The sequence below is a fragment of the Saccharothrix sp. genome (assembly GCF_031180885.1).
Classification (GTDB): Bacteria; Actinomycetota; Actinomycetes; order Mycobacteriales; family Pseudonocardiaceae; genus Actinosynnema.
Genome location: NZ_JAPSLK010000006.1, coordinates 145489 through 170754 on the forward strand (window position 1 = coordinate 145489; position 25266 = coordinate 170754).

At 71.6% G+C, this 25266-nt stretch carries 28 protein-coding genes; 10 read left to right on the plus strand and 18 right to left on the minus strand.

Annotated features, from left to right (window positions below; all coding sequences use genetic code 11):
• Window positions 1-122: 122 nt before the first annotated feature.
• Entirely contained in the window at window positions 123-1436 is a 1314-nt protein-coding gene (locus RIN75_RS11665) for a citrate synthase (RefSeq protein ID WP_309111858.1), read from the plus strand.
• A 103-nt stretch (window positions 1437-1539) separates the two neighbouring features.
• On the opposite strand, the gene RIN75_RS11670 is transcribed toward RIN75_RS11665, so the two are convergent.
• From RIN75_RS11670 to RIN75_RS11690, 5 genes are all read right to left on the minus strand, one after another.
• The gene (locus RIN75_RS11670) at window positions 1540-2490 is read right to left on the minus strand and encodes a hypothetical protein (RefSeq protein ID WP_309111859.1); all 951 of its coding nucleotides are present in this window, start codon (window positions 2488-2490) and stop codon (window positions 1540-1542) included.
• Window positions 2412-3164: a hypothetical protein gene (locus RIN75_RS11675; protein ID WP_309111860.1), complete on the minus strand. Its 753-nt coding sequence runs from the start codon at window positions 3162-3164 to the stop codon at window positions 2412-2414. The genes RIN75_RS11670 and RIN75_RS11675 overlap by 79 nt, the downstream gene beginning before the upstream one ends.
• 67 nt (window positions 3165-3231) lie before the next feature.
• Window positions 3232-4419 carry an ABC transporter permease gene (locus tag RIN75_RS11680; RefSeq protein WP_309111861.1) on the minus strand — a complete coding sequence of 396 codons (1188 nt, stop codon included), beginning with the start codon at window positions 4417-4419 and terminating at the stop codon, window positions 3232-3234.
• Window positions 4416-5327: an ATP-binding cassette domain-containing protein gene (locus tag RIN75_RS11685; RefSeq protein WP_309111862.1), complete on the minus strand. Its 912-nt coding sequence runs from the start codon at window positions 5325-5327 to the stop codon at window positions 4416-4418. The genes RIN75_RS11680 and RIN75_RS11685 overlap by 4 nt, the downstream gene beginning before the upstream one ends.
• A 19-nt stretch (window positions 5328-5346) precedes the next feature.
• A complete protein-coding gene (locus RIN75_RS11690) occupies window positions 5347-5604 on the minus strand; it encodes a helix-turn-helix transcriptional regulator (protein WP_309111863.1) in 258 nt (85 codons plus the stop codon).
• 199 nt (window positions 5605-5803) lie between these two features.
• On the opposite strand from RIN75_RS11690, the gene RIN75_RS11695 reads away from it, so the two are divergent.
• The 3 genes from RIN75_RS11695 to RIN75_RS11705 are packed head-to-tail and all read left to right on the plus strand — an operon-like array spanning window position 5804 to window position 8211.
• The gene (locus RIN75_RS11695) at window positions 5804-6256 is read left to right on the plus strand and encodes a YbaB/EbfC family nucleoid-associated protein (RefSeq protein WP_309111864.1); all 453 of its coding nucleotides are present in this window, start codon (window positions 5804-5806) and stop codon (window positions 6254-6256) included.
• Between the two features lie 18 nt (window positions 6257-6274).
• A complete protein-coding gene (locus tag RIN75_RS11700) occupies window positions 6275-6583 on the plus strand; it encodes a type VII secretion target (RefSeq protein ID WP_309111865.1) in 309 nt (102 codons plus the stop codon).
• Window positions 6580-8211: a WXG100 family type VII secretion target gene (locus RIN75_RS11705; protein WP_309111866.1), complete on the plus strand. Its 1632-nt coding sequence runs from the start codon at window positions 6580-6582 to the stop codon at window positions 8209-8211. Before RIN75_RS11700 ends, RIN75_RS11705 begins: the two co-directional genes overlap by 4 nt.
• A 58-nt stretch (window positions 8212-8269) precedes the next feature.
• On the opposite strand, the gene RIN75_RS11710 is transcribed toward RIN75_RS11705, so the two are convergent.
• The gene (locus RIN75_RS11710; RefSeq protein ID WP_309111867.1) at window positions 8270-9703 is read right to left on the minus strand and encodes a glycerol-3-phosphate dehydrogenase/oxidase; all 1434 of its coding nucleotides are present in this window, start codon (window positions 9701-9703) and stop codon (window positions 8270-8272) included.
• Window positions 9700-10266, minus strand: a complete 567-nt coding sequence (locus tag RIN75_RS11715) for a helix-turn-helix domain-containing protein (protein WP_309111868.1) — start codon at window positions 10264-10266, stop codon at window positions 9700-9702. Before RIN75_RS11715 ends, RIN75_RS11710 begins: the two co-directional genes overlap by 4 nt.
• Window positions 10267-10282: 16 nt before the next feature.
• Here RIN75_RS11715 and RIN75_RS11720 point away from each other — a divergent pair, with 16 nt between their 5' ends.
• Window positions 10283-11899, plus strand: a complete 1617-nt coding sequence (locus tag RIN75_RS11720) for an FAD-binding oxidoreductase (protein ID WP_309111869.1) — start codon at window positions 10283-10285, stop codon at window positions 11897-11899.
• Window positions 11896-13092, plus strand: a complete 1197-nt coding sequence (locus RIN75_RS11725; protein WP_309111870.1) for an amidohydrolase — start codon at window positions 11896-11898, stop codon at window positions 13090-13092. The genes RIN75_RS11720 and RIN75_RS11725 overlap by 4 nt, the downstream gene beginning before the upstream one ends.
• A 28-nt stretch (window positions 13093-13120) precedes the next feature.
• Here the strand turns inward: RIN75_RS11725 and RIN75_RS11730 are convergent, their stop codons facing one another.
• Window positions 13121-14134 carry an NADP-dependent oxidoreductase gene (locus RIN75_RS11730; protein WP_309111871.1) on the minus strand — a complete coding sequence of 338 codons (1014 nt, stop codon included), beginning with the start codon at window positions 14132-14134 and terminating at the stop codon, window positions 13121-13123.
• 40 nt (window positions 14135-14174) lie between these two features.
• Window positions 14175-14873, minus strand: a complete 699-nt coding sequence (locus RIN75_RS11735; protein WP_309111872.1) for a GNAT family N-acetyltransferase — start codon at window positions 14871-14873, stop codon at window positions 14175-14177.
• A gap of 34 nt (window positions 14874-14907) precedes the next feature.
• On the opposite strand from RIN75_RS11735, the gene RIN75_RS11740 reads away from it, so the two are divergent.
• Genes RIN75_RS11740 through RIN75_RS11750 form a run of 3 tightly spaced genes read left to right on the plus strand, consistent with a single transcriptional unit; the run spans window position 14908 to window position 16612 of the window.
• Entirely contained in the window at window positions 14908-15312 is a 405-nt protein-coding gene (locus RIN75_RS11740) for a GNAT family N-acetyltransferase (RefSeq protein WP_309111873.1), read from the plus strand.
• A gap of 60 nt (window positions 15313-15372) precedes the next feature.
• Window positions 15373-15888 carry a hypothetical protein gene (locus RIN75_RS11745; RefSeq protein WP_309111874.1) on the plus strand — a complete coding sequence of 172 codons (516 nt, stop codon included), beginning with the start codon at window positions 15373-15375 and terminating at the stop codon, window positions 15886-15888.
• A complete protein-coding gene (locus RIN75_RS11750; protein WP_309111875.1) occupies window positions 15881-16612 on the plus strand; it encodes a hypothetical protein in 732 nt (243 codons plus the stop codon). The genes RIN75_RS11745 and RIN75_RS11750 overlap by 8 nt, the downstream gene beginning before the upstream one ends.
• Here RIN75_RS11750 and RIN75_RS11755 read toward each other — a convergent pair.
• The 5 genes from RIN75_RS11755 to RIN75_RS11775 form a co-directional block, all read right to left on the minus strand.
• On the minus strand, window positions 16609-17037 hold the full coding sequence (locus tag RIN75_RS11755; RefSeq protein ID WP_309111877.1) for a hypothetical protein: 429 nt from the start codon (window positions 17035-17037) through the stop codon (window positions 16609-16611). The two genes, RIN75_RS11750 and RIN75_RS11755, sit on opposite strands and share 4 nt — an antisense overlap.
• Window positions 17034-19799 (minus strand): FtsK/SpoIIIE domain-containing protein, encoded by a 2766-nt coding sequence (locus RIN75_RS11760; protein WP_309111878.1) that lies wholly within the window; start codon window positions 19797-19799, stop codon window positions 17034-17036. The genes RIN75_RS11755 and RIN75_RS11760 overlap by 4 nt, the downstream gene beginning before the upstream one ends.
• Window position 19800: 1 nt before the next feature.
• Entirely contained in the window at window positions 19801-20052 is a 252-nt protein-coding gene (locus RIN75_RS11765; protein WP_309111879.1) for a hypothetical protein, read from the minus strand.
• A 19-nt stretch (window positions 20053-20071) separates the two neighbouring features.
• Entirely contained in the window at window positions 20072-20332 is a 261-nt protein-coding gene (locus tag RIN75_RS11770) for a hypothetical protein (protein WP_309111880.1), read from the minus strand.
• 134 nt (window positions 20333-20466) lie between these two features.
• Window positions 20467-21345, minus strand: coding sequence for a hypothetical protein (locus RIN75_RS11775; protein WP_309111881.1), 879 nt, complete (start codon window positions 21343-21345; stop codon window positions 20467-20469).
• Between the two features lie 124 nt (window positions 21346-21469).
• On the opposite strand from RIN75_RS11775, the gene RIN75_RS11780 reads away from it, so the two are divergent.
• A complete protein-coding gene (locus RIN75_RS11780) occupies window positions 21470-22216 on the plus strand; it encodes an SDR family NAD(P)-dependent oxidoreductase (RefSeq protein ID WP_309111882.1) in 747 nt (248 codons plus the stop codon).
• Here RIN75_RS11780 and RIN75_RS11785 read toward each other — a convergent pair.
• The 4 genes from RIN75_RS11785 to RIN75_RS11800 all read right to left on the minus strand — a co-directional run bounded on the left by RIN75_RS11785 (window position 22204) and on the right by RIN75_RS11800 (window position 25247).
• Window positions 22204-22989: an alpha/beta fold hydrolase gene (locus tag RIN75_RS11785; RefSeq protein ID WP_309111883.1), complete on the minus strand. Its 786-nt coding sequence runs from the start codon at window positions 22987-22989 to the stop codon at window positions 22204-22206. The genes RIN75_RS11780 and RIN75_RS11785 overlap by 13 nt on opposite strands.
• Window positions 22990-23568, minus strand: coding sequence for a DUF4232 domain-containing protein (locus tag RIN75_RS11790; RefSeq protein WP_309111884.1), 579 nt, complete (start codon window positions 23566-23568; stop codon window positions 22990-22992).
• A gap of 91 nt (window positions 23569-23659) precedes the next feature.
• Entirely contained in the window at window positions 23660-24721 is a 1062-nt protein-coding gene (locus RIN75_RS11795) for a gamma-glutamylcyclotransferase (protein WP_309111885.1), read from the minus strand.
• A gap of 151 nt (window positions 24722-24872) precedes the next feature.
• Window positions 24873-25247, minus strand: coding sequence for a helix-turn-helix domain-containing protein (locus tag RIN75_RS11800; protein WP_309111886.1), 375 nt, complete (start codon window positions 25245-25247; stop codon window positions 24873-24875).
• Window positions 25248-25266 lie beyond the last annotated feature (19 nt).

Below are 25266 nucleotides of genomic sequence, written 5' to 3' on the forward strand. Positions count from 1 at the left end.
CGTGGCACAACTGACAGGACCCCAACGGGGTGGTGCTGCGGTGCGGGACGAAGCCACGTCCGCGTGCCTGACGTGCGAGAACCCGCACGGGCCACCCCGCCCTAGCGTGAGAGGGACTCTGCATGCCCGACGCGACGACTGCGCCGAACGACACCCGTACCGTCGCGCTGCGCCATCAGGGCGGAGAGCACGAGATGAAGGTAGTACCGGCCACCGAGGGTGCGCCCGGTATCGATCTCGGCAAGCTGCTGGCCACGACCGGCCTGGTCACCCTGGACAGCGGCTTCGTCAACACCGCGTCCTGTTCGTCCGAGATCACCTACATCGACGGTGACGCGGGGATCCTGCGCTACCGCGGCTACCCCATCGAGCAGCTCGCCCAGCGCTCGAACTTCATCGAGGTCAGCTACCTGCTGATCTACGGCGAGCTGCCGACGCAGGCGCAGCTGGACGAGTTCTCGTCCAAGATCAGCAGGCACACCCTGCTCCACGAGGACCTGAAACGGTTCTTCGACGGCTTCCCGCGCGACGCGCACCCGATGCCGGTGCTGTCCTCCGCGGTGTCCGCGCTGTCCACGTTCTACCAGGACAGCCTGAGCCCGTTCGACGCCAACCAGGTCGAGATCTCCACCATCCGGCTGCTGGCGAAGGTGCCGACCATCGCCGCGTACGCCTACAAGAAGTCGGTCGGCCAGCCGTTCCTCTACCCGGACAACTCGCTGGGCCTGGTGGAGAACTTCCTGCGCATGACGTTCGGCTTCCCGGCCGAGCCCTACGACGTGGACCCGGACCTGGTCCGCGCCCTGGACCTGCTGTTCGTGCTGCACGCCGACCACGAGCAGAACTGCTCCACCTCGACGGTGCGCCTGGTGGGCTCGTCCGAGGCCAACCTGTTCGCCTCCATCTCCGCCGGCATCAACGCCCTGTTCGGCCCGCTGCACGGCGGCGCGAACAGCGCGGTGCTGGAGATGCTGGAGAAGATCAAGCAGGAGGGCGGTGACGTCGAGGCCTTCGTGCGCAAGGTGAAGAACAAGGAGGACGGCGTCCGCCTGATGGGCTTCGGCCACCGGGTCTACAAGAACTACGACCCGCGCGCGGCGATCATCAAGAAGACCGCCGACGAGATCCTGGGCAAGCTCGGCGCCGACGACCAGCTGCTCGACATCGCCAAGAAGCTCGAGGAGACCGCGCTCGCGGACGACTACTTCATCGAGCGCAAGCTGTACCCGAACGTGGACTTCTACACCGGCCTGATCTACCGGGCGATGGGCTTCCCGACGAAGTTCTTCACCGTCCTGTTCGCCCTGGGCCGGCTGCCGGGCTGGATCGCCCACTGGCGCGAGATGATCAAGGACCCGGCCACCAAGATCGGCCGGCCGCGGCAGATCTACGTGGGCTCGCCGGAGCGCGCCTACGTGCCGGTCACCGAGCGCTGACCCGCTATCGACTCCAGGCCCGTGCCCCTCGTGGGTGCGGGCCTTCGTCGTCTCAACGTCAATCCCCGAGTCCTCGGTGAGTCCACAGTGGACTGGATTTGGGTCAAGGGTTGGCGCCGGGCAGGAACTGCACGCGGACCTCGCTGTCGTACGGCACCACGACGGTCCGCGCACCGCCCTCCCACCGCTCGGGCACCAGGAACAGCCGCCCGCCCGCCTCGGTCAGCAGGCGCAGCCCCTGGCAGCGGACGCGGAACGGGTGCCCCTGCTCCGCCGGCAACGCGAACTGGTGCACGCCGGGGACGTTGTCGGGCAGGTACAGCGGCTGCGTCAGGTCGAGCAGCACCACCGGGCGGTTGTGCAGCTCGCCGGCCTCCTCCACCGCCCGGCCGCGCCCGTACCCGCCCGCGAAGATGTTCGTCGCCCAGAACAGGCCCAGCACCACCATCCCGGTCAGCGCGGTCAGCAGCAGCGCCTCCGACGGCGAGCGCCGCCGCGCCGGCGTGGGACCCCGGTACACCCACAGCCCGTAGGCGATCAGCGGCAGCCCCAGGCCCAGGCACACCGCCGTCAAGCCGGGCGTCTCGTGCCGGGACACGCTCAGGAACAGCACCCCGACCACCGCCCGCCCGAACGCCACCGCCCCCGACACCATCAGGACCACGGCCACGACCTTCGTCACCCGCTTGTGCCGGCTCCGGTGCAGCGCCCGGACGGCCCGGTGCGCCAGCAGACCGGCCATCACCAGCAGGAGCAGGGTTGCGAGCGGCGGGAAGATCACCTCGGTGCCGAGCAGGAGGAGTTCGGCGGTCGAGAGGTCCAGCGCGCCCAGGTCGACGCCGAAGTACCGGTAGCGGGTCAGCGTGGCGACGTAGCCGAAGTAGAACAGCAGCGCGGTGGCCAGGGTGGTGGGCGCCGCGATGGCCGCGAACGACTGGACCCGGTCCAGCAGGCCGACCTCCGACGACTTGGCCATCACGACGACGTCGTCGTAGTCGTCGTGGTTGTGGCGGCGGTGCTGGTGGTCGTCGTCTTGTTGGCCGGTGGGTGCCACACGGTCGTCAGGGTCTCGCTGTGCCGCCATTCAAGGAACACGGGCCGCGCGGACGACGGTCCCGCAGCCACTACGCGTGGGTCGTCGCACGGTTTCGAGACGGCTGAGGAGCACGCGGCCCGGAACGTCAGTGTCACGACCGTCTGCGCAAGATCGCCGGGTGGCCGCTGCGCTCGGACCGGGACACCGCACTTGACCTTCTCGGTGGTGTTCGGCGGTGGGAAGGTGAAGTCCTCGCACTCCGCTTGCGCGCCGGCACTCTCGCACAGGCCGAACTTCCCGAACGACCCGGGGCCGACCACGGAGTTGGAGAACCCGACCTCGACCACGCTGATCGGCACCGAGGTCTCGTCCCGCCACCCGAACGCCTTGCAGTCGTCGTGCGTCGGTTTGTCGGGGGAGAGGTTGAACACCGGAGCGGGGTCCGACCACGGGGTGGAGGTCGTGCCGCCGTCCAGGCGGGCCGTGCCGATGGTGATGGTCAGCCGGGGGTTGCCCGTGGCCGTCGTCGTGGTCGTGGAGGGCGGAGTCGGGTCCAGGGTCTTGAAGCTGGTGTCCGTGGTGGTCGTGGTGGTCGGCGGGGGGCCGTTCGGCGGACCGGGGCAGCCTGCCACGAGCACCAGCGCGCACAGCGCGACCAGCGTCTTCGCCGCCATCGCGATCGCCTCCCTCACGGAGGATGCGTTCACCCGTGAGATCGGCGTTTGCGCTGTTGGGATTAGCCGCCGTCACCCGATCGAGCTAACGCAGGGCGTCCCGCAGCCGCACCCGCGCCCCGGTGCGCAGGACGGCGTTCGCGTACACCCGGCCGCCCAGCCAGGTGATCGCCGCGATCGCCCCGAGCGCCAGCACCACCGCCAGCAGCACCTGCCACGCGGGCGCCACGCCCATCGCCATCCGCCCCGGCATGAGGATCGGCGCGAACGGCGGCAGCACCGACAGCACCGCCACCAGCGCGTCCGACGCGTCCTGGATCATCAGGTTGATGCCGACCACGAACGCGATCACGATCGCCATGCTGATCGGCGTGAGCACCGACTGCAGCTCCTCCTGCCGCGACACCAGCGACGCCGCCGCCGCGAACACCGTCGCGTACAGGAAGAACCCGAGCAGGTACCACAGAACCCCGGTCGCCAGCGCGCCACCGGCCACCCCGGTCACGTCGATCACCCCGGACACCGACGCCAGCACCAGCCCGGTGACCCCGATCAGCACCAGCTGCGCGAGCCCGACCAGCCCCAGCCCGAGCACCTTGCCCAGCAGCAGCTGCCACGGCCGCAGCGTCGACAGCAGGATCTCCACCACGCGGCTGGACTTCTCCTCCACCACGCCCTGGGCGACCATCGTCCCGTAGACCAGCAGCGAGTAGTACAGCAGCGCCGCGACGACCAGGCCGATCGCCAGCCGCTGGCCCTGGTGCGAGTCGTCGGGCTCCAGCGCCACCACGTCGACCCCGGCCCGCTCCACGTTGCGCGCCACGGTCGCCGGGTCCAGGCCCGCCTCGGCGAGCTGGGCGTTGAGCACCTGCTGCTTCACGATCAGGTCGATGGAGTTGCGCAGGTCGTCGCCCAGCCGGTCCTTCACCACCACCCGCAGCGCGTCCGGCGCGCCGGTCACCAGGGCGTCGACCTCGCCCGCCCGCACCTGCGCCTCGGCCGCCGCCACGTCCGCGACGTCCGCGGTGACCAGCTCGCGGCCGAACGACTTCGCGGTCTGCTTGAGCGGCTCGGCCAGGACGGTCGCCTGGCCGCTGAGCGCCACGGTGTCCCGGTCGGACCGGTCGATCAGCACGGTCTGCAGCAGCACGTACCCGGCGAGCACGGCGATGATCACCAGCGTGCCCACGACGAACGACCTGGTCCGCACCTTGGCCAGGAACTCCCGCCGGGCGACCAGGAAGACCGCCCGGTTCGGGGTGAGCGTGCTCATGCGGCGTGCTCCTCGGTGACGACGCTGCGGAACAGCTCGGTCAGCGTCGGCCGCCGCCGGGTGAACTCGTGCACCGGCCCGGTGGCCAGGGCGGCGTGCAGCACGGCCTGGTCGTCCGCGTCCGGGCCCAGCTCCAGGGTCGTGCGCGGACCGTCCACGGCCACCGTGCGCACGTCGGCCAGCCCGTCCGCCCAGCCGTCGGATGCGCCGGGCGCGTGCACGACGAGCTGCGTGGCGCCGCCGGACCGCAGTTCCTCGACCGTCCCGCAGGCGACCAGCGTCCCGGCGCGCACGATGCCGACCCGGTCGCACAGCCGCTCCACCAGGTCGAGCTGGTGGCTGGAGAACACCACCGGCACGCCCGCGGCGGCCTTCTCGCGCAGCACCTGGCTCATCACGTCCACCGCGACCGGGTCCAGCCCGGAGAACGGCTCGTCGAGCACCAGCACGTCCGGCTCGTGCACCAGCGCCGCGGCGAGCTGCACCCGCTGCTGGTTGCCCAGGCTGAGCTTCTGGACCTCGTCGTCGCGCCGGTCGCGCAGGCCCAGCCGGTTGATCCAGTCCTCCGCCGACCGGTGCGCGGCGCCGGTGGCCATGCCGTGCAGCTCGGCCAGGTACACGAGCTGGTCGAACACCTTCATCTTCGGGTAGAGGCCGCGTTCCTCGGGCATGTAGCCGATGCGGCGGCGGGTCTCCAACGTGACGGGGGCGCCGTTCCAGCGGACCTCGCCCGCGTCGGCGGCCAGCACGCCCAGCGCGATCCGCATGGTCGTGGTCTTGCCCGCGCCGTTGCTGCCGACGAACCCGAACAGCTCGCCGGCGCGCACGTCGAACGTCATGTCCCGCAGGGCGACGACCGGACCGTAGCGCTTGGAGACCCGGTCGACCTCCAGCACTCCCTGTGCCACGCGTGCCTCTCTCTCCTGGTCAGCCGTACACCCGCGTGGACAGCGGCTCGAACGGCTCGCGGCTGAACACCGCTTCCACGGGCAGGCCGAACACCTCGCAAATCCGCATGGCGAGGTCCAGGCCGGGGTAGTGGTCGCCCCGCTCCAGCGCGCCGATGGTCTGGGGGTTGACCCCGACCGCCCGCGCCAGTCCCACCCTGGTCATCCCCCGCTCGACCCGCAGCAGGCGGATCCGGTTGTGGATCCGCGGTTCGACGTCCCGGCGTGCCGGACTCATGCTACGAAGTGTTGCCAAAACCCAACAGAACGGCAAGTAAACAATTCACACAATAGGCCGAACGGCGGTATCCAAGTCGGGCGGGTCCGGAAATCACGATTCGGTGAAACGATACGTTCCGCGGAACCGAATCGATACTCGAGGCGGTCGAAACGTGTCGCGGGCCGCAAAAGCCGGCGTCGTCGTGGAGGGGTGACTTATGGAGCCGATCGAGCCGGACCAGTGGCTCGCGCAGTACGGGCAGAAGATCGAGCAGGCCAAGCGGCAGGCCGAGCAGGCCAAGACCCAGCTCGGTGACGTCGGCGGCAGCGCGACCTCCCCGGACGGCCTGGTCACGGTCAGCGTCAACGCGTCCGGCGCGCTGACGAACCTGATCCTGCGACCCGGCCTGCGCGGCGAGGACCCGGAGCGCATCTCCGGCGCGATCATGACCGCCGTGGCGCAGGCGCAGCGCAACGCCGCCGGCCAGGTCGTCCAGATCATGACCGAGTTCGTCGGCGACAGCCCGGCGCTGGACTTCGTCAAGGCCAACATGCCGAACGGCTATTCGGGTGACGGCACGGACGAAGCGGAACCGGAGTCGGAGCTGGAGCGTCGAGACACCAGGCCCGATGACGAGTACTTCACCAACCCACCCGACGTGATGGCCTGAGCCAGGGGGTAGAGGACCATGTTCGTGTCGTTCCAGGTGAGCCCGGAGGACATCCGGGCCCACGCCGGCACGGTCGACCAGCTCGCGCAGCGGATGCTTTCGGCCACGAAGACCGCCGACCCGTCGCTGTCGACCGACGCCTTCGGCATCTTCGGTTCGTTCCTGGCCTCCTTCCTGCTCCAGTCGGCGGGCCAGTCGCAGGACATCTTCGGCCAGGCCACCGAGACCATCGTCGACATGTGCCAGGGCCTGCGCGAGGTCGCCGACCTCTACGAGAACGTCGACCTCGACAACGCCTTCGGGTTCAACGGAAGGGCACGCGGATGAGCCAGCAGGCAACGACCACGCAGGGCCGCGACCCGTCCCACCTGATCGGCGACGTGCAGGGCACCGTCGCGGCGGTCGAGCGGGGCGACTGGGTGCAGGCGGGCCTGGGCATGGCCAACACCGCCATGAGCATCGTCGGCATGGCCGCCAACCCGCTGTCGGGCTTCCTGTCCGCGGGCTTCAGCTGGGCCATCCAGCACGTGGACTTCCTGCGCGAGCCGTTCGACGCGCTGCTGGGCAACCCGCAGGCGATCCAGAAGATGTCGTCCGACTGGGCGTCCGCGGCCAAGCAGATCGAGGGCATCGTCGCCGACTACCGGCGTGCCGCCGTCGAGGAGACCCGCGGCTGGCGCGGCCGGTCGGCCGACGGCTACCGCGCGGCGGCCAAGAAGCACGCCTCGGGCCTGGAGACGCTGAGCAAGGCCGCGCACGGCATCTCCAACGCCGCCAAGGGCGCGGGCGAGCTGGTGGCGCAGGTCCGCAAGACCATCATGGACCTGATCAGCAAGGCCGTGTCGGACATGGTCATGAAGATCATCCAGTGGCTGTCGGTGTCCTGGCTGACCTTCGGCGCGTCCATCGCGGCGGCGATCGCGGACATCATCCAGATGGCGGTCAACTACGCCAAGAAGCTCGCCGACTTCCTGCAGAAGCTCGGCAACTCGCTGAAGAAGCTGATCGACCTGATCCGGCAGGTCGTGCAGATCATCAACACCGCCAAGCAGATCCTGCAGGCGATCACCGCCATGACGCACTCCAACAAGGGTGGCGGCGCGGGCGGCGGTGCGGGCTCGCGCCCGTCGCAGGGCGGGTTGGGCCTGACCGAGGGCCGGCTCAACGAGATGGACCGCAACGCCAACGACCGCTACACCTCCGGCAGCGGTGGCGGCGGCACGCACACCAGCGGCGCGGTCGGCGGCGGCGGCGGGCAGGTGAACCGCCCGCCGACGCTGGGCGGCAGCCCGACCGACGGCGGTTGGGGCTCGGGCGGTTCCGGCGGCGGTTGGGGCTCGGGCGGCGGCTACACCCCGGGCGGTACCGGCACGGTCAGCCGTCCCCCGCAGGTGGGCGGCAGCGGCGGCGCGAACGCGGGCGGCCACTGGGAACCGGGCCGCTGGGTCCCGGCGGCGTCGGGCCCGCAGGTCACCCCGCCTCCCACGACCCTGCCCGGCGGCGTCCGCGACACCACGTACGCGACCAACACGTCCACGCCTTACGTGCCTTCGTCCCGTCCGTTCGCCACGCCCGACCTGGCCACCTCGTCCGGTGGCGGCGGTGGCGGCGGTGGCGGTGGGTTCGGCGGTGGCGGCGTCCCCGGCGGCTTCGGCGGCGGTGGCGGCATGGGCGCTTCCGGTGGCGGTGGCTCGGGCCAGACGTTGCAGGCCGGCGGCTCTTCCGGTGTCCTGCCCCAGGGTTCGCCCGCGGGCGCGGCCGGCGGTGCGGTCGGCGGTGGCGCCGGCGGCAAGGGCGGTGGCATGGGCGGCGGCATGATGGGCGGCATGATGCCCCCGATGGCCGCCCAGGGCGGTCAGGGCGACGGAAAGGACCACCAGCGCAAGGTCCGCCTCGAAGGCGAGCCGCTGATCGACGAGCCGCCGAAGGCCGCGAAGCCGATCATCGGCGAGTGACCGAGCCGGTCACCCCAAACCGGAAGGGGACCTCCTGGGCGGGAGGTCCCCTTCCGCTTTACGTGAGGGCGGCCAGTTCCTCGGCAACTTGTTGTGCCACTTGTGCTTCCCGTTGCGCGCGTTCGGCGGGCACGAGTCCGACGCGGGTCCGGCGGTCCAGCACGTCGTCCACGTCCAGCGCGCCCTCGTGCCGCACCGCCCAGGCGACCTCGCCGATCTCGGCGACCTGCCGGGCCTCGGTGCCGTACCGGGCCACCAGGTCGGCCGGGCCGTCCGCCGTGCCCGCGCCGACCAGCGGCAGGGACTTCGTCCGGCAGGGGACCGCGGTCAGTCCGGTTGCCGCCACCGCGTCCGCGGCCATGCGCCGGTAGGTGGTGAGTTTGCCGCCCACCACGGTGGTGATGCCGTCCGAGGTCAGCACGGCGTGCCGGCGGGACAGGTCCGCGCTGGGACCGCCGCCCGTGTCGAGCAGGGGCCGCAGGCCGGCGAACGACCCCAGGACATCGGCCCTCGTGAGGGTCCGCCGCAGCACGGACGACGCCATGCCCAGCAGGAAGTCCACATCGGACTCGGGCGCGGTCGGCACGTTCGGCACCGGTCCGTCGACCGGTTCGTCGGTCAGCCCCACGTAGACCCGGCCGTCGCGCTGGGGCAGGACCAGGCCGAAGCGGTTGCGGGTCCCGGGAACCGGCACGGTCAGGGCGGTCTGCGTCATGCCCACGGTGTCGGCCGCCAGCACCAGGTGGGAGCCGCGGGACGGGCGGAGGCGGACGTCGACCAGGTTGCCCGCCCAGACCCCGGTCGCGTTGACCACCGCCCGCGCCCGGATGGTCAGCGATTCCCCGGTCGGGGTGTCGGTGACGTGGGCGGTCCGCCCGTCCAGGCGGTCCACCTTGGCGCGGGTGATGATCCGTGCGCCATGGCCTGCGGCGGTGCGGGCCAGGGCCACCACCAGACGGGCGTCGTCGACCAGTTGGCCGTCGTAGGCGAGCAGTCCGCCGCGCAGGTCGTTCGGGTTCAGGCCGGGGACCAGGGCCAACGCTTCCGCGGCCGGCACGTGGCGTGGTCGGGGCAGGACGCGGCTCGGGGTGCGGGCCAGGCGGCGCAGGACGTCGCCGGCTTGGAGGCCGGCCATGACCAACGGATCGGTGGACTTGCCGTGCAGCGGGACCAGTTGGGGGAGCGGGCGGACCAGGTGGGGTGCGGTGCGGGTCATGAGGATGCCGCGTTCCACCGCGCTCTCGTAGGCCAGGCCGACCTCGCCCTGGGCCAGGTAGCGCAGGCCGCCGTGCACCAGCTTGCTGGACCACCTCGACGTGCCGAACGCCAGGTCGTGCGCCTCGACCAGGCACACGTCCAGGCCGCGTGACGCGGCGTCCAGCGCGACGCCGGCACCGGTCACCCCGCCGCCGACGACGAGCAGGTCCACGGTCTTCTCGGCCACCTCCGTCAGGTCGCGACGGCGGCGGGCGGCGTTGAGGGAGGTGTTCATGAGAGAGCCGCGTTCAGGAAGGCGGCCAGCTCGGCCAGGAGGGCGTCGAAGTCGAGGTCGGTGGTCGCGGGGCGGATGGACAGCACCATCGACTGCGTGGTGAGGAGCACCAGGCGGGCCTGGGCGTGCGGGTCGCCGGGGCGGATGGAGCCGTCCGCGTGGCCGGCCTCGACCTCGCCCAGCAGGAACGCCTCGATCAACCGCTGCGTGCTGCCCAGGCGCTGCACCAGGTACGGCAGCATCAACTCGGCGTCGAGGTCCAGGACGCGGCGCATCAGCGGGTCGGCGGCCAGCAGGCGGATGCCCGCGATGGCCCGGCCGACCAGGCGCTCCCGCGCGGTGCCGCCCGGGTCCTCGATGCGCGCGAGCAGTGCGGTGAACTCCCTGGTCATCAGGGCGCGCACCAGCGTGCGGACGTCCGGGAACCGGCGGTAGAGGGTCATCCGGCTCACGCCGGCGCGCTTGGCGATGTCCGTGAGGGTGGTGCGGCGGACACCGACCTCGACCACGCAGTCGCGGGCCGCGTCGAGGAGTGCGTCATCACTGTGACGTTGGGACGTCATGTGTCACACTGTAGCGGTGACCGAGCGCATCGACCACACCCTCCGGGGCAGGTGGACCCCCTCGGCGGCCGAGCTGCCGCCGCACGCACTCAAGCTGCTCCGGCAGCGCACGGGACTCGGCGAGGTGCGCACCCCCGCGCGCACGCCCGAGGTGCCCGAGTCGACCCTGGCGGCGGACGCCCGGGTGGCGTTGGACGCCGTGGTCGGGCCTGGTTTCGTGCGGGTCGACCGGGATTCCCGGCTGGGTCGGGCCGGTGGTCTGTCCTATCTGGACCTGTTGCGCCACCGCGGTGACGGCGACTTGGCCGTGCCCGACGCCGTGGTGCTGCCCGCGACGCCGGAGCAGGTGACCGAGGTGCTGCGGGTGTGCGGGGAGCACGACGTGGCCGTGGTGCCGTTCGGCGGGGGCACGTCCGTGGTCGGTGGCGTGGCGGCGTTGCGCGGGGACAAGGCGTCCGTGATCGCGCTGGACCTGGTGCGGTTGGACAAGCTGGTGTCCCTGGACCCGGTGTCGCACATCGCCGTGCTCCAGGCCGGTCTGCCCGCGCCCGAGGCGGAACGCCTGCTCGCGCCGCACGGCTTCACCATCGGGCACGTGCCGCAGTCCTACGAACGGGCCACCATCGGCGGGTTCGCCGCGACCCGGTCCGCCGGGCAGGCGTCGTCGGGCTACGGCCGGTTCGAGGACATGGTCGAGGGCGTCCGGCTGGCCACGCCGGTCGGGGAGTGGCGGCTGGGCGCGGCGCCCGCGTCCGCCGCCGGGCCGGACCTCAAGCAGCTGGTGATCGGCAGCGAGGGCGCGTTCGGCGTGCTCACCGAGGTGTCCGTGCGGGTGCGCCCGCGGCCGGTGGTCGAGCGCTACGAGGGGTTCGTGGTGGACGGCTGGGAGCGCGGGGCGTCGGTCGTGCGACGGCTCGCGCAGCGCCGGGTGCTCGCCGACGTGACCCGTTTGTCCGATGTGGACGAGACGGATGTCTCGCTGTCCATGGCGGGCGGGTGGAAGACCTCGGCCCTGAAGGGCTACCTGCGGGGACGCGGGGTCGAGGAGCCCTGCCTGCTCATCCTGGGCTGGCACGGCGCGTCCGAAGCGGAGGTCAAGCGGCGTCGGCGGGAGACGTTGCGCGGTCTGCGGGCCGTGTCACTGGGCAAGTTGCTGGGTGAGGCGTGGCGGCACGGCCGGTTCAACGGCCCGCGCCAGCGCGACGCGTTGATGGAGGTCGGCGTGTGCGTCGAGACGCTGGAGACGGCGACGCACTGGTCCCGGATCTGCGAGCTGCGCACGTCGGTCCGCGAGGCGTTGCGGGACGCGCTGGGCGAGTGCATCGTGATGTGCCACATCTCGCACGCCTACGAGACCGGCGCGTCCCTGTACTTCACCGTTCTGGCCGCGCGGGACACCACGGACCCGGTGGGACAGTGGCAGGTGGCCAAGGCCGCGGCGGGCGAGGCGATCAGCGGTGTCGGCACGATCAGCCACCACCACGCGGTGGGCACCGACCACGCCCCGTACCTGGAGGCGGAGATCGGGGCGCTGGGTGTGGCGGTGCTGGCGTCCGTCAAGCGGACACTCGACCCCACGGGCGTGCTCAACCCTGGCAAGCTCATCCCGGGCGGGATAGTTTCGGGCGGGTGACCGGTGATCTGCTGATCCGCTCCGTGCGGCCGTGGCCCAACAGCCTTGACGTGCCCGCGGTCGACGTCCTGTGCTCGGGTGGGAAGCTGGCGGCGTTCGGGACGGGCCTGACCGCCCCGCCGGGCGTGCCCGAGGTGGACGGCGGGGGCGGTGTGCTGCTGCCCGCGTTCACCGACGCCCACGCCCACCTGGACTCCACCCGCCTGGGCCTCCCGTTCCGCCCGCACAGCGCCGGCACCGGCCTGGCCGAGCTGATCGAGAACGACCGCCGCAACTGGCGCACCGCCGAACGCACCGTCTCGGAACGCGCCACCCACACCCTGGGCCGCACCATCGCCTGCGGCGCGACGATCGTGCGGAGCCACGCCCAGGTGGACGTCGACTCGGGTTTGGAGAAGCTGGAAGGCGTCCTGGCGGCTCGCGAGGCCCACGCCCACCGGGCGCACGTCGAGGTGGTGGCGTTCCCCCAATGCGGCATCCTCCGCGAAAAGGGCACCGCCGAGCTGTTGGACGCGGCCCTGCGAGCCGGTGCCGACCTGGTCGGCGGCTTGGACCCGGCCGGGTACGACCGTGATCCGGTGAAGCACTTGGACGTCGTGTTCGCGTTGGCGGAGAAGCACCAACGCGGTGTCGACGTGCACCTGCACGACGGTGGTTCGTTGGGCGCGTTCCAGGTGGAACTGATCTGCGAACGCGTTGCGGCGTTGGACATGCGCGGCAAGGTGACCATCAGCCACGCCTTCGCGCTGTCCACTGTGGACGCTGAACGCCGGCGCGAACTCGTCGACCTGATGGCCGAACACGACGTGGCCGTGACCACTGTGGCTCCTGGCGTCCGCGATCCCCTGCCGCTGCGCCAACTCCGCTGGTCGGGCGTCCGGGTGGGCCTGGGCCAGGACGGCATCCGCGACTACTGGTCCCCGTACGGCAACGGCGACATGCTCGACCGGACCTGGCAACTGGCTTACCGCAACGGTTTCCGGCCCGACGCGCTGATCGAGATGTGCGTGGACGTCGCCACGCGCGGCGGTGCTTCGGTGGTCGGACGCACGTTGGGACTGACGGAGGGCGCACCGGCCGACGTGGTGGTTGTGCCGGGCGACACGGTGACCGCAGCCGTCATGGACCGCGCCCCGCGCACGTTGGTGGTGCACGAGGGCCGGGTGGTCGCGGCCGGCGGCGAACTGGTCTGAGCCCGTTCGCCGCGCGGCGCGATCGGTTCTAGAAGGTCACCAGGGCCTTGCCGAGGTTCTGCCCGCGCAACATGCCCAGGAACGCCTCCGGAGCCTTGGCGACCCCACCCTCGGTCACGGTCTCGTCGTACTTCAACTCACCCGAGGCCACCCAACCCCCGACCTCCTTCACGAACTGCTCGCGCAGGTGCTCGTGGTCCGCCACCATGTACCCGCGCAACGTCAGCCGCTTCCCCACCGCCAGGAACAGGTTGCGCGGCCCCGGCTGGGGCTCGGCGTCGTTGTAGACCGAGATCGCGCCGCACAGCGCCGCCCGGCCGTTGAGGTTGAACGCGTCCAGCGCGGCTTCCAGGTGCTCGCCGCCCACGTTGTCGAAGTACACGTCGATGCCGTCCGGCGCGGCTTTCGCGAGTTGTTCGCGCACGGGAGCGTTGCGGTAGTTGAAGGCCGCGTCGAAGCCCAGTTCCTCGACCAGGTAGTCGACCTTGGCGTCGGTGCCGGCGCTGCCGATGACCCGGCTCGCGCCCTTGAGGCGGGCGATCTGCCCAGCCACCTGGCCGACCGCTCCGGCCGCACCGGACACGAAGACGGCGTCGCCTTCCTTGAAATCGGCCACGTCGACCAGGCCCGCGTACGCGGTCATGCCGGGCATGCCCAGGACGCCGAGGTACGCGCCCAGCGGGGCCTTCGCCGGGTCGACCTTCTTGACGTGGGCGGCGTCCAGCAGGGCGTACTCGCGCCAGCCGAGGCCGTGCAGGACGGTGTCCCCGACCTCGAAGCCCTCGGCGTTCGAGACGACGACCTCGCCGACCGCGCCGCCGTCGAGGGGCCGGCCCACCTCGAAGGGGGCGACGTACGACTTGCCGGCGTTCATCCGGCCGCGCATGTACGGGTCGACGCTCATCACGGCGTTGCGGACCAGGAGTTGGCCGTCGCCGGGGGTGGGGACCTCGACCTCGGCCAAGGTGAAGTTGTCCAAGGTCGGGAAGCCAGTCGGGCGGGACGCCAGGCGGATCTCCCGCGCGGTCTTCGGCACGCTCATGACCGGTGCAACCGCGCGGCCGGTGGTCGGTGTTCCCGGGTCACTCCAACGCGGTCACGCTGCGGTACGTGAAGCCCAGGCGGTGGTAGACCTTGATCGCGGCGGTGTTGGCGCCGTCCACCATCAGGGCGCACTCACCGTGTTCGGCGAGCAGGACGCCGGTCACGTACGCGCAGATCCGGGTCGACAGGCCGCGTCCCCGGTGGTCGGGGTGGGTGGCGACGCCGGCGAGGAAGCCGATGTCCGGTGCCGACCACGCCTCGGCGGCCACCGCGACCAGGGTGTCCTCGTGGTGGATGCCCGCCCACCGGTGCGGCCCGCGTTCGTACGGCCAGACGTACGAGTTCGGGCTGGCCTTGCGCAGCAGGGCCTCCACCTCGTCCCATTCCTCCTCGCGCAGCCAGCGCACGCCGTCCGGCGGGGTGAGGGTGCCGGTGCGTTCCATCCAGCCGAAGGTGCCCCGGATGCGGTACTGGGGCAGTTCGGTGGCGGTCTCGGTGGTGACCAAGGGGGACAGTCCGGGTCGGTGGTGGGCGTCGAGGAGGGTCGCGATGTCGTCGGTGGGGCCGGCGAGCACGAGCCGGTCGTGCCGGTTCAGGGCGGGGGCGAGGACGGCCACCGCGCCGCCGTGCGCCCACGCCGCGCCGCCGCCTCCGGGCAGCAGGCTCTGGGCGGCCCACCGGACGAGCGGGTCCGGGTTCGCCGCCGCGACCTCGTCCGGGGTGTGCAGAACACGCATGACCGCATCATCGCCGAGCACTACCCTCGCCCGCATGCAGATCCGGCGGGTGACCGCGTACGACGACGTGACGGCCGCCGCCCACCTGTTCGACGACCGGCCGATCGCGGACGCGACCCGAGCGTTCCTCGCAGACGACCGCCACCACTTGCTCATCGCGTACGTGGACGACGAACCGGCGGGCTTCGTGTCCGGCGTGGAGACCACCCACCCGGACAAGGGCACCGAGATGTTCTTGTACGAGCTCGGTGTCGACGAGTCCCACCAACGCCAGGGCATCGGCACCGCCCTCGTCGAGGCGCTGCTGGCCCTGGCGCGGGAACGCGGCTGCTACGGCGCGTTCACCGCGACCGAGCCCGACAACGTCGCCGCCCTCGCCACCTACGCCCGTACGCGGGCCGACACCGAGGCCACGGTGTCGCTGAGCTGGACGTTCTAGCGGTTGACCGCTCGGCCCGCGCCTGCGACCGTCGTCCGTCAAACCCCTTTGGTGGTGGGCATGGGTTTGTGGATTTGGGCGGTGGTGGCGCTGGTGGCGTCGTGCTTCGCGGTGCCCGTGTACCTTGGCGCGCCCTACCTGCCCACCCTGAGCCGCCACCGGGAAGAGCTGCTCGACTTCTCGGGGATCGAGCGCGGCCAGACCGTCGTCGACCTGGGGTGCGGTGACGGCCGGTTCCTGCGCGCAGCGGCGGTCCGGGGCGTCCGGGGCATCGGTTACGAGGTCAACCCCGTGCTGTGGGCGGTGTCCAAGGTCGTGCTGTGGTCCCGGCGGGACCTCGTGTCGGTCCGGTTCGGCGACTACCGCCGCCACCCGTTGCCCGAAGCGGACCTGGTGTACGTGTTCCTGCGGCAGGAGCGCATGGCGGAACTGGCCGCGAAGGTGGCCGCCGAAGCCCGGGAACCGGTGCGGCTGTTGTCGTACTGCTACACCGTGCCCGACCGGACGCCGTGCCGCAGCCTCCCGTACGCCCACCTCTACTGCTTTGGTGCCGAGCGGGGCCACGGACATGCGTGACCGGCTGCGGCGGCTGCTCAGGGGGCTGCTGATCGGCTCCGTCATCGGCGGGCTGGTCTGGGTGACGGGCGGCGACAACTTCGTGTCCGGGTTCGTGGCGGGCCTGTTCGTGGAGGAGTTCATGCAGCTCTCCACGTGGTTGCAGGAGGGGCTGGTCGGGTTCGCCGCCCGGTGGCGTGCGGCGGACGCCGAGGTGGTCGAGGCGCGCAAGGAGACTTGGGAGAAGGAGATCGAGAAGTACCCCGGGCAGGTCACCAAGCTCGTCGCGGCCATGTTCATCGTCCTGCCCACGGTGGCCGCCTCGGTGGTCGACGTGCTCGTGACGATGACCCGGAAGCCGGCCGGGTGGGTCGCGGGCCGGATCCGGAGCGCCCGGGTTGTGGCGCGTCGGCTGGTCACCATCGTGCTGGCCCTGTTGCCGGCCGGCTTGCTGCTCGCGTTGCTCGCCGCCGCTTGGTTCTTCGTCACGCGGGTGTTCGAGGGCGTTGCGGAGCGGTTCGGCGACGGTGCCGGCGCGCTGTTGCCCTTCCTGACCGTCCTGCCGTTCGTGGTGGCCGCGGTGTCCGTGCTGATGCTGGTGGTGGGTGGGCTGCGTTACGTGGTGTCCGGCGGGGACCAGGGCAGCATCACCAGCGCCAAGAACACGATCCTCTACGCCGTGCTCGGTCTCACCGCGGCCGTCTTCGCGTTCTTCGCGCTGGAAGTCGTGGCGATCTTGGTCTAGGAACCCTTGCGGCGCAGCAGGGTGCGCTTCTGGAGCGAGTCCTCCAGACGCTGGTGCGCGAGCTCCATCATCCCGTTGTAGTGCTCCTGCGGACGCGGTGGCACCGACTCGTCCGGCGCGGGCAGGGGCTTCATGGTCAGCCAGCGCTCGTCCCACAGCAGGTCCAGCGCCGACTCCCACAGCAGGGTCACGCCGACGCGGGTCAGCATCTCCTGCTCCACCGCCTCCGCCATGCGGTCCTGGGACGCCACCAGCCGGTCCAACGCCTCCTTGACGCGCTGGTGGTCGACCTCGCGCATCCGCCGCACGGCCTCGCCCGCCACGGCGACGATCTCCTTGTACCGCTCGACCGCGGAGACCGCCTCCACCTCCGGCACGACGTCCCCACTGCGTTGCGCGGGCACGACAGAGGCGTGGCTGATCATGATTCCTCCCCGGTGTCGAACGGGATGACCACCTGCGGTCGGGAGTGCTCGAAGCGGTCGAAGAACAGGCAGCGGTGCGGGCGCGGGGACCACGACATCACCTGTTCCGGACCGAACGAGATCAACTCCTTGCCCTGCACGTCGAACGCGAGCCACGCCCCGATGTCGTCGTACTGGCCCGGCGGCAGGCTGTTCTTCAGCCGCTGCACGCCCCGCCACCACCCGAGCAGGTGGGTGCGGTTCTCCGGGCCGTGCTTGAGCACGGTGCGCAGACTGTCCACTCCGGACGTCCGGGTGGCGGGATCCTTGGTCTCCAGCAAGGTGTGCGCGGCGTCCACCGCGTACACCACCAGGTAGTGGGGGGCCAGCGGCGCGCCGGTCTCACCGGTCACCGACGCGGTGAGCCGGGCCGCCGTCGAGTCCAGCAGCGCCCGGATGCCCTCCAGGCCGAGCAGGTCGGCCGAGTGGCCCGCGTTCTGCAGCTGCTTGCACAGCTTCTCCGCGTACGGCCACGCGTCCTCGGCCAGGCACGCCAGGGTGAACTGGGCCTCGCCGGGTTCCCGTTGCCGCGCCAGGGACAGCGCGGCGCCGCTCAGCACGCCCGCCGCGTCCTCGGGCAGCGAGCCGATGACCGCGATGTTGCGCCCCGGCGTGCGCGGGAACCGCACCTTGGCCGCGCTGCCCGCCACGTCGATCACCTGGCCGAGCAGCACGGTCGGGTTCGCGTCGCCGGTGCGCAGCGACTGGAAGTCCGGCAGCGACTGCAACGCGGGCACCTTGCTGCCGTCGAACAGGATCGGCTCGTCCAGCTCCGGCGGTCGGCGGCGGTGCAGTTCGGCCTGCAGCACGTCGAACGTGCCCTTGCTGGTGGTGTCCGGGATGCGCGCGATCTCGTTGCCCGGCCGCACCCCGGACTCGTGGTTGACCACGGCGTGCCAGCGCGGCAGCTCGACGGCGGCGTCGTTGGCGGGCTCGGCCAGCACCCGGCGCGCCTTGGGCAGGGCGATCCGCACGGTGAATTGCTCGAAGATCGCCGACTTGCCCCAGAACCCCTCGATGCCGGACACGTCCTGGCTGGACAGCACCAGGTGGATGCCCTGCGACCGGCCGCGCCGCGCCACGTCCTCCAGCAGCTGCGTGGCCTGCGCGGTGACGTTGTCGCGTTCGCCGAACAGGTACTGGAACTCGTCGACCACCGCGACGATCCGCGGCCACCGGCCGCCCGGGTCCTCCTCGCGCAGCTGCTCCAGCTTGGTGACCTCGTGCCGCTTGGCCGCGTCCGCACGCCTGCGCATCTCGTCGGCCAGGAACTTCAGCAGCGCCACGCCGAACTCGCGGTCGGTGTTGACGTTCACCCCGACCAGGCGGGCGTGCGGCAGCCACGTCGGGTCCTTGCGGCCCGGCGCGAACTGCGCGAACGACACGCCCTCCTTGAAGTCCAGCAGGTACAGCTCCAACTCGTCCGGGTGGTAGCGGGCGGCGAGGCTGCCGAGCATCGCGTAGAGGAAGTTGGTCTTGCCCGATCCGCTCGGGCCGCCGATCAGGGCGTGCGGGGACGTGTCGCCCAGCGCCACGTGCACCGGCTCGCCCTCGTGGTAGCCGACCGGCGCGACCACCCCGGCCGCCGAACTCTCCTGCCAGAACTGCTCGGGCAACAGGTCCTGGAACGTGCTCAGCCGCATCCGGCGCTCTTCGCGCTTGTCCGCGATGGCGGCGCACGCGCGGGGCACGGCGGTGCGCGGGAACGGCGGGTCCAGCGTCACCACGACGTGCTTGCCGGTCATGGTGCAGGTGGCGGTCTGGTCCGGGTGGATGGTCACGGTCTCGATCGGCGAGTTCACGGTGACCGGGATGTCCACGATGATCAGCTGCACCCCGCACGCCAACCCGTTGCGCGCCACCCGTTGCAGCTGCTGCTGGTGCTCTTCCTTGAGCACTTGGCGGTTGCCGAACAGCACGGCCACCCGCCACGGCTCGGTGCGCCGCCCGCCGACCGACCGCACCGACTGGTGGCCCTCGACCAGCACGCCGGTGTGCACGCGGCGGATGTGGTCGGACAGCTCGTCCAGCAGCTCCTGCGGGCGCGCCGGGTCGTGCACGGTGAGCAGGCCGGCGCGGGTCAGCGGGTACAGGCCGGGCAGCGAGCCGGTGAGCTGGTTGACGTCCCACACGTGGACGTGCACCAGGCCCGGCTGGAAGTGGCTGACCAGGCGCAGCAACAGGTTCTCCACCAGCGCGTCCGCCGCGTGCCGGCTGTCCGGGGTGGAGGAGACGTGCAGGTGCGAGTGGTCCAGCAGCGGCACCGCCACCGGGAACGTGCGGGGTTCGGGCGCGCCGCGCACCACGCCGGTGCCGATGCGCCACAGCTCCGGCACGCCCTCGCTGCCGTCGGCCGTGCCGGGCGTGCCCAGCCAGGCCTCCGGCGGCCACGACGCCGGTCCCGGCGCCACCGCGTTGACCAGGGCGGTCAACTGGTCGGGCCCGCCCTCGGACCACTCCCGGAACGCGGCCACCCGGTCCACCAGCGCCTGCGCGAGCTGCTGCTCGAACGCCTTGTTCTTCAACGCCTTCGCCAGCACCGGATCGGCCAGCGCGCGGTCGACGCCCTCGCCGCGCAGCATCACCTCGAACATGTCCCGGGCGCGCTCGTCCACCAGTTGGCGCAGCTCGCGCGAGGCGTTGCCCAGCGCGGCGGCGACCGCGTCCCGGAACTCCTCGAAGGAGCCCTCGACCTTCCTGCGACGCTCGTCGCGCCTGCTCACGTCACAGCTCCACGGCCAGGCGCTGGACCAGGTCCAGGCTGCGGACGATGAGGTCCAGCTCGTCGGCGAACTTCTCCCGCGCCTTGGCGAACCCGGGGGGCACCAGCGGCTCCGGGTGGTTGGCGCCGGCCTCGGTGAGGATGTCCATCGCCTCGTCCAACGCGCTTTGCGCCTCGCGGACACTGCGATGGGCGTCACGGAGCAGCTCGCAGCTCTGCTCGAGCGCGAGCCGCACCTCGGCGACCGACGTCACGTCACGGCCTTCGCGGTGGTCACAGCCGCTGGTTGATGTTGTCGGCCTGGGAGATGCCGGCGGCGAGGAACTTCTGCAGGTCCGTGACACCGTTGACGACCTCGGCGAACTGCGCGTTCGCCTGCTCGACGTCGGCTTGGGCGCTGCCCTGGGTGGCGGTGCTCAGCAGCGCCTGGGCGTCCTCGGCCAGGTCGGCCGCCTGTTGCAGGGCCTGGGCGCTCTGCCCCGCCTTGTCGACGGCCTGGGCGATCGCGGCGCGGACCTCTTCGATGCTGGCCATGTCGGTCCCGACCCCTCCCACAACGCTGGAGTTCCTATAGTTGAAAGTAGTACCGAAAGTTTCACGATTCACAAGCAAGATCGGCTGACCGGGTGGCATTGGAAACCCACTCGATCGGATGAGCGTTGTTGATCTCAGTCGGGCGCCGTCCACACGAATGCCGAGGCCGGTGTCGCGGACAGTTCCATCGCCGTGATCCCACTCTTCGGGACGGGCGTCGCTGACCAGCGCGTTATCGCCGACTCGCCCGACCACTCCACGGGCGTCCACCCCGTTCGGCCCAGCGACGAGACCGCGTCCAGTAGCGCGACCGTGGGCGAATCGAGACTCGACCCGAGATCGACATGCACGCTGAGTAGGTGCCCATGTGGAGCCACTCGGGTGATCTTGCCACTTCGCGCGACCCGACTCGCTACCGCCCGCGCTTGCCATTCGGCCCCGGCCGAGCGATCGGCGGCGACGTCGACCCGCAACAGCAGCCGGGTACCCCCGCCAACCGGCGGTGCAACACCGGCAACCGGCGCATCGACCCCGTTTTTCGCGGTTCCACCGGTTCTCGCGGGTTGCTCGGGTTCTGGTTGCCCGGGTTCGTGCTGCTCGGGTTCGTGCTGCTCGGGTTCTGGGCGGCGCTGCGGGTCCCCGCCCGCCCACGCCTCGATCAGGAGCCGTTCCGCGCCCGGCACGAGCCCGTCCAGCACGGGTTGGTCCTCCAGCACGGTCCACGCGGTGGGCGGCTCGCACGCGACCCGCGGCATGGGGAACTCGTCCCCCAGCGACCGCACGAACATCCGGACCGCCCGGGCCAGCGCGCCCGCGACGTTCTGCGTGGCCCGCTCCCCGCTGACCAGCGACACCGTCACCGACCAGCACCCGGGCTCCTCGTCGGAGCAGTCCCCGGCCGCGACGACCCGCCCGCCGACCCGCCGCAGCAGACCGGCGCAAGCGGTCCGCGCCTGCTGCTCGTCGTCGGCCGCGACCACCACGGTGATCAGCAGCTCCAGGTCTTCGCCCATCATCGCAGCACGAATTGTCCACGAACCACGCGGACGCCCGCACGCCGCCCGTTCGGCCGCACGCACCGAAGTGCCTATGGCCGAACTTGACCTGGAGCGCGCTCCAGCCGATTTGCTGAATGGCATGACGAACAACCTTCAAGGCAAGGTCGCGCTGGTGACCGGGGCATCTTCGGGGATCGGCGAGGCGACGGCGGTCGCGCTCGGGCGGGCCGGGGCGTCCGTGGTCATCGCCGCGCGGCGGGTGGACCGGCTGGCCGCGCTGGAGGCGCGGTTGGCCGAGGAGGGGGTCAAGGTGCTGACCCTCGAGCTGGACGTGACCGACGAGGCCGCCTGCCGGGCCGCCGTCGAGCGGACCGTGGAGGTGTTCGGCGGGCTGGACGTCCTGGTCAACAACGCGGGCGTCATGCTGCTGGGCAACGTCCTCGGCGCGGACACCACCGACTGGACCCGGATGGTGTCGACAAATCTCCTCGGCGTCTTCTTCCTCACCCACGCCGCCCTGCCGCACTTGATCGAGCGCCGCGGCGCGATCGTCCAGATCTCCTCCACCGCCGGCCGCGGCGCCCGCCCGACCGCCGCGGTCTACGCGGCCACCAAGTTCGGCCTCAACGCGTTCAGCGAGTCGCTGCGCCAGGAAGTGGCCCCGCAGGGCGTCCGCGTCGTCGTGGTCGAGCCGGGCGTGGTGGAGACCGAGCTGCGCGAGCACATCACCGACGCGAGCGCCAAGAACGCGCTGGAAGACCGGATCACCGGCATGCGCCAGCTCCAGGCCGACGACGTCGCCGCCGCCGTCCTCTACGCGGCCACCCAGCCCGAGCACGTGTCGGTGAACGAGATCCTGGTGCGCCCGACCGATCAGCTCTGGTGAAGCACCCGCCGGACGAACGCCACCACGTCGTCCAGCACCTCGTCCCGGTTGGTCTCCAGGAACAGCTCGTGCCGCGCGCCCGGGTAGACGCGCTCCTCGAACAGCAGGCCCCGGACGCGGTCGGTGCCGGTGCGGGTGTCGGCGAGGGGGACCAGTTCGTCGGCGTCGCCGTGCAGCCACAGCGTCGGCAGGTGCTCCAGGGTGGGGCCGTAGTTGACCTCGTCCAGCCCGCGTTCCACGGCCTCCAGCGTGGGCCGCTTGAACGGACCGTGCCAGACCAGGGGGTCGGCGGCGTACTGCTTGCCGACCTCCGGGTCGCGGGACAGCAGGTCCGGGTCGACCGGGGTGTCCGGGATCTCCGGCAGGGACAGCACGTCCAAGCCCTGCCAGGTGCCCAGTACCGGCGCGGACAACACCAGTGCCGCCAACGGGTTCTGCTGCGCGTACCGGGTCGCGACCAGGCCGCCCATCCCGTGTCCGATGAGGACGGTCGGCAGGTCGGACGCCGCGGAGCTGACGGTGGCGGCCACATCGGCCACCAGGCCGTCGAAGTCGGTGATCAGCACGGGTTCGCCCTCGGACCGGCCGTGTCCGGCCTGGTCGGCCGCGACCACGAGCGCGCCCGCCTCGACGAGTCTGTCGGCCACGTGCCCGTACCGCCCGCCGTGCTCGCCGTGGCCGTGCACCAGCACGGCGAGCCACGAGGCGTCGAGGTTCGGCCAGGTCCGGACCGCGAGTTCCCCGGCGTGGCCGGGGACGTTGGACTCGATCACCTATGCAGCGTAGAACGCGCTGATCTCGATCTTCCCACCGCCGCACACCGGGCCCAGGCCCCACGCCACGCGCATCGGCTGGGTCTCGTCGGGCGGGATGGCGGCGGCGCCGGCCGCCTCGGGCTGGCACGGCTTGTCCACCGGCTCGTCGCCGGAGGGCACGACGTTCCAGTGCAGGTTGGCCGCCGCGCTCGCGCCGGGGTTCAGCGAGACCGGTGACGGCCCGGGGTTCGGGGTGCGCTGGAGGTCGGTGGGCACCGGCTGCCCGTTGGCGTCCTGGAGCTGGAAGCCGCTGTAGCCGTTGAGCGTGCACACCGCCTGGCCGGTGTTGGTGACGACGAACTTGCCGTAGCGGTTGCCGGCGCCCGCGTCGGTCGGCTCAACCTTGCCGCTCAGGGTGGCGGCGGTGCACCGGGCGACCGCGGGCGCGGCGGTCGTCGGCGACGTCGGCGGGACGGGGGCGACCGTGCCGGTCGAGGACGGGGTGAGGGGCAGGAACTGCTGGTCGGACGCCTGCTGCGGACTGCCGCACGCGGCCAGCGCCACCAGGGCGCCGCAGCACACGAGGAGTCGCCTCATGTCCACCTCCTGGTCGTGGTCCTACCAGGAGGACGTACCCGGCCGTCGTGCGGTTGGGTGCGGTGGGGAAAGATTCACCGGATCGGGGGCATCACGGACGGTTCTCGACCCAACCGTGCGGCAGGACCGGCATGCCGTCCACGGCGGCGGTCCACAGGTAGGTCCAGCACACCCGCCCGTCGGGCATGGTGACCCGGACGCGGCGGTACTCGTCGCCCTCGTACTCGTCGAGCACCGGCAGCGCGTCCTCGGGGGACTCCAGGCGCAGCACGTGGCCGGGCACGCCGGGTCCGTCGCCCGGGCGCAGCGCCGGGTAGCCCGCGCCGGTGTCGTGCAGGCTGCCGGGCAGCCGCGCGGGCTCGGGCTCGCCGGTCACGAACGGCTCCACCAGGTGCCACGCGCTCATGCCGGGCTGGAGGGTGCCGTAGACGAAGATCCGGTCGGGCCAGTCGTCGGGACCGGGGTCGCCGTGCACGGGGGTCACGTCGAGGCCGTCGCTCTCGGCCGGTCGTCCGCCCATGGTCCACGCCCTCCGCTGGTCCACGTCGGCGCAGCGCACCGGACGTCCGTTGACGAGCAGCGGCATCCGCCGCTTGCCGGCGCCGGTGTAGGCGAGCACGGAGTCCACCACGGCGCCGTCGAACAGGGTGACGCGTCCGGTGTGCACGCGCACCAGCCGGTAGCGCAGCCCGCGGCCTTCGCAGCGGTCCAGCACGCGCAGTTGTTCCGCGGTGGCCATCCACACCGCGTGCTCCTCCTCGACGCCGGGCGCGGCGGCCAGGGTCGCGGGGCGCTGCCCGTCGCGGGCGCGCAGCCCGGCCGCCCACACCGCGGCGAAGCCCTCGCAGCGGGCTCGGAGCACGACCGCCGGGCCGGTCAGTCCGAGTTCTTCGCGCAGCCACGTCACCTTGGCCGGGTTGGCGTTGGAGCCGTAGGCCAGCACCGGCATCCGGCCCGCCAGGGGTGGTTCGCCGTGGTCGGCGAGCCACTCGTCGAGGTCCTTGCCGTCCGGTGCGACCCGCCAGCCGGAGTCGGCGTCGGGGTCCGGTGTGACCGGCCACCCCGCGCCGTCGACGTGCACGAAGCAGTGTCCCGGCCGAGCGCCCGGGTAGGGCTCGGCCGGGTGGGTATCGTCCGTGAAGGGCTGCGTCATGACCCCATTCTGGCAAAGCTCACATGGAATTCACGTCATGTTGGGTTTTCGCTGACAGCAAACACCCGATGTTTCCTGGGCCCTTTGGCGCAACCTGTCCAGCGTTGTGCCGGTTTGGAGCGATCCAGATCGGAGGTCTGGACGTGACTCGTCACACGTTCTCGGCGCGTCGGGCGTCGTAGGCGACCTGCGCGGCCTGGATGTGGGGCAGGTTGTCCTCGATCCACGTGAACAGACCGCTGATCCGTTCCGCCGCTTGAGTACCCAGCGGGGTGAGGGAGTAGTCGACGTGCGGTGGGATCACCGGATGGACCTCCCGGTGCACCAGACCGTCGCGCTCCAGCGCCTGGAGGGTCTGGGCGAGCATCTTCTCGCTCACCCCCGCGATCTCGCGGCGCAATTCGCTGAACCGCCGCGTGCCGTCGAGCAGCTTGCCCATCACGAGGCTGCCCCACTGCCCGGTCGCGTGGTTGGCGATCACCCGAGAGGGGCAGTTGCGGTCGTACACGTCACCATTGGTCGCCACCTCAGTCACTCTACCTGCA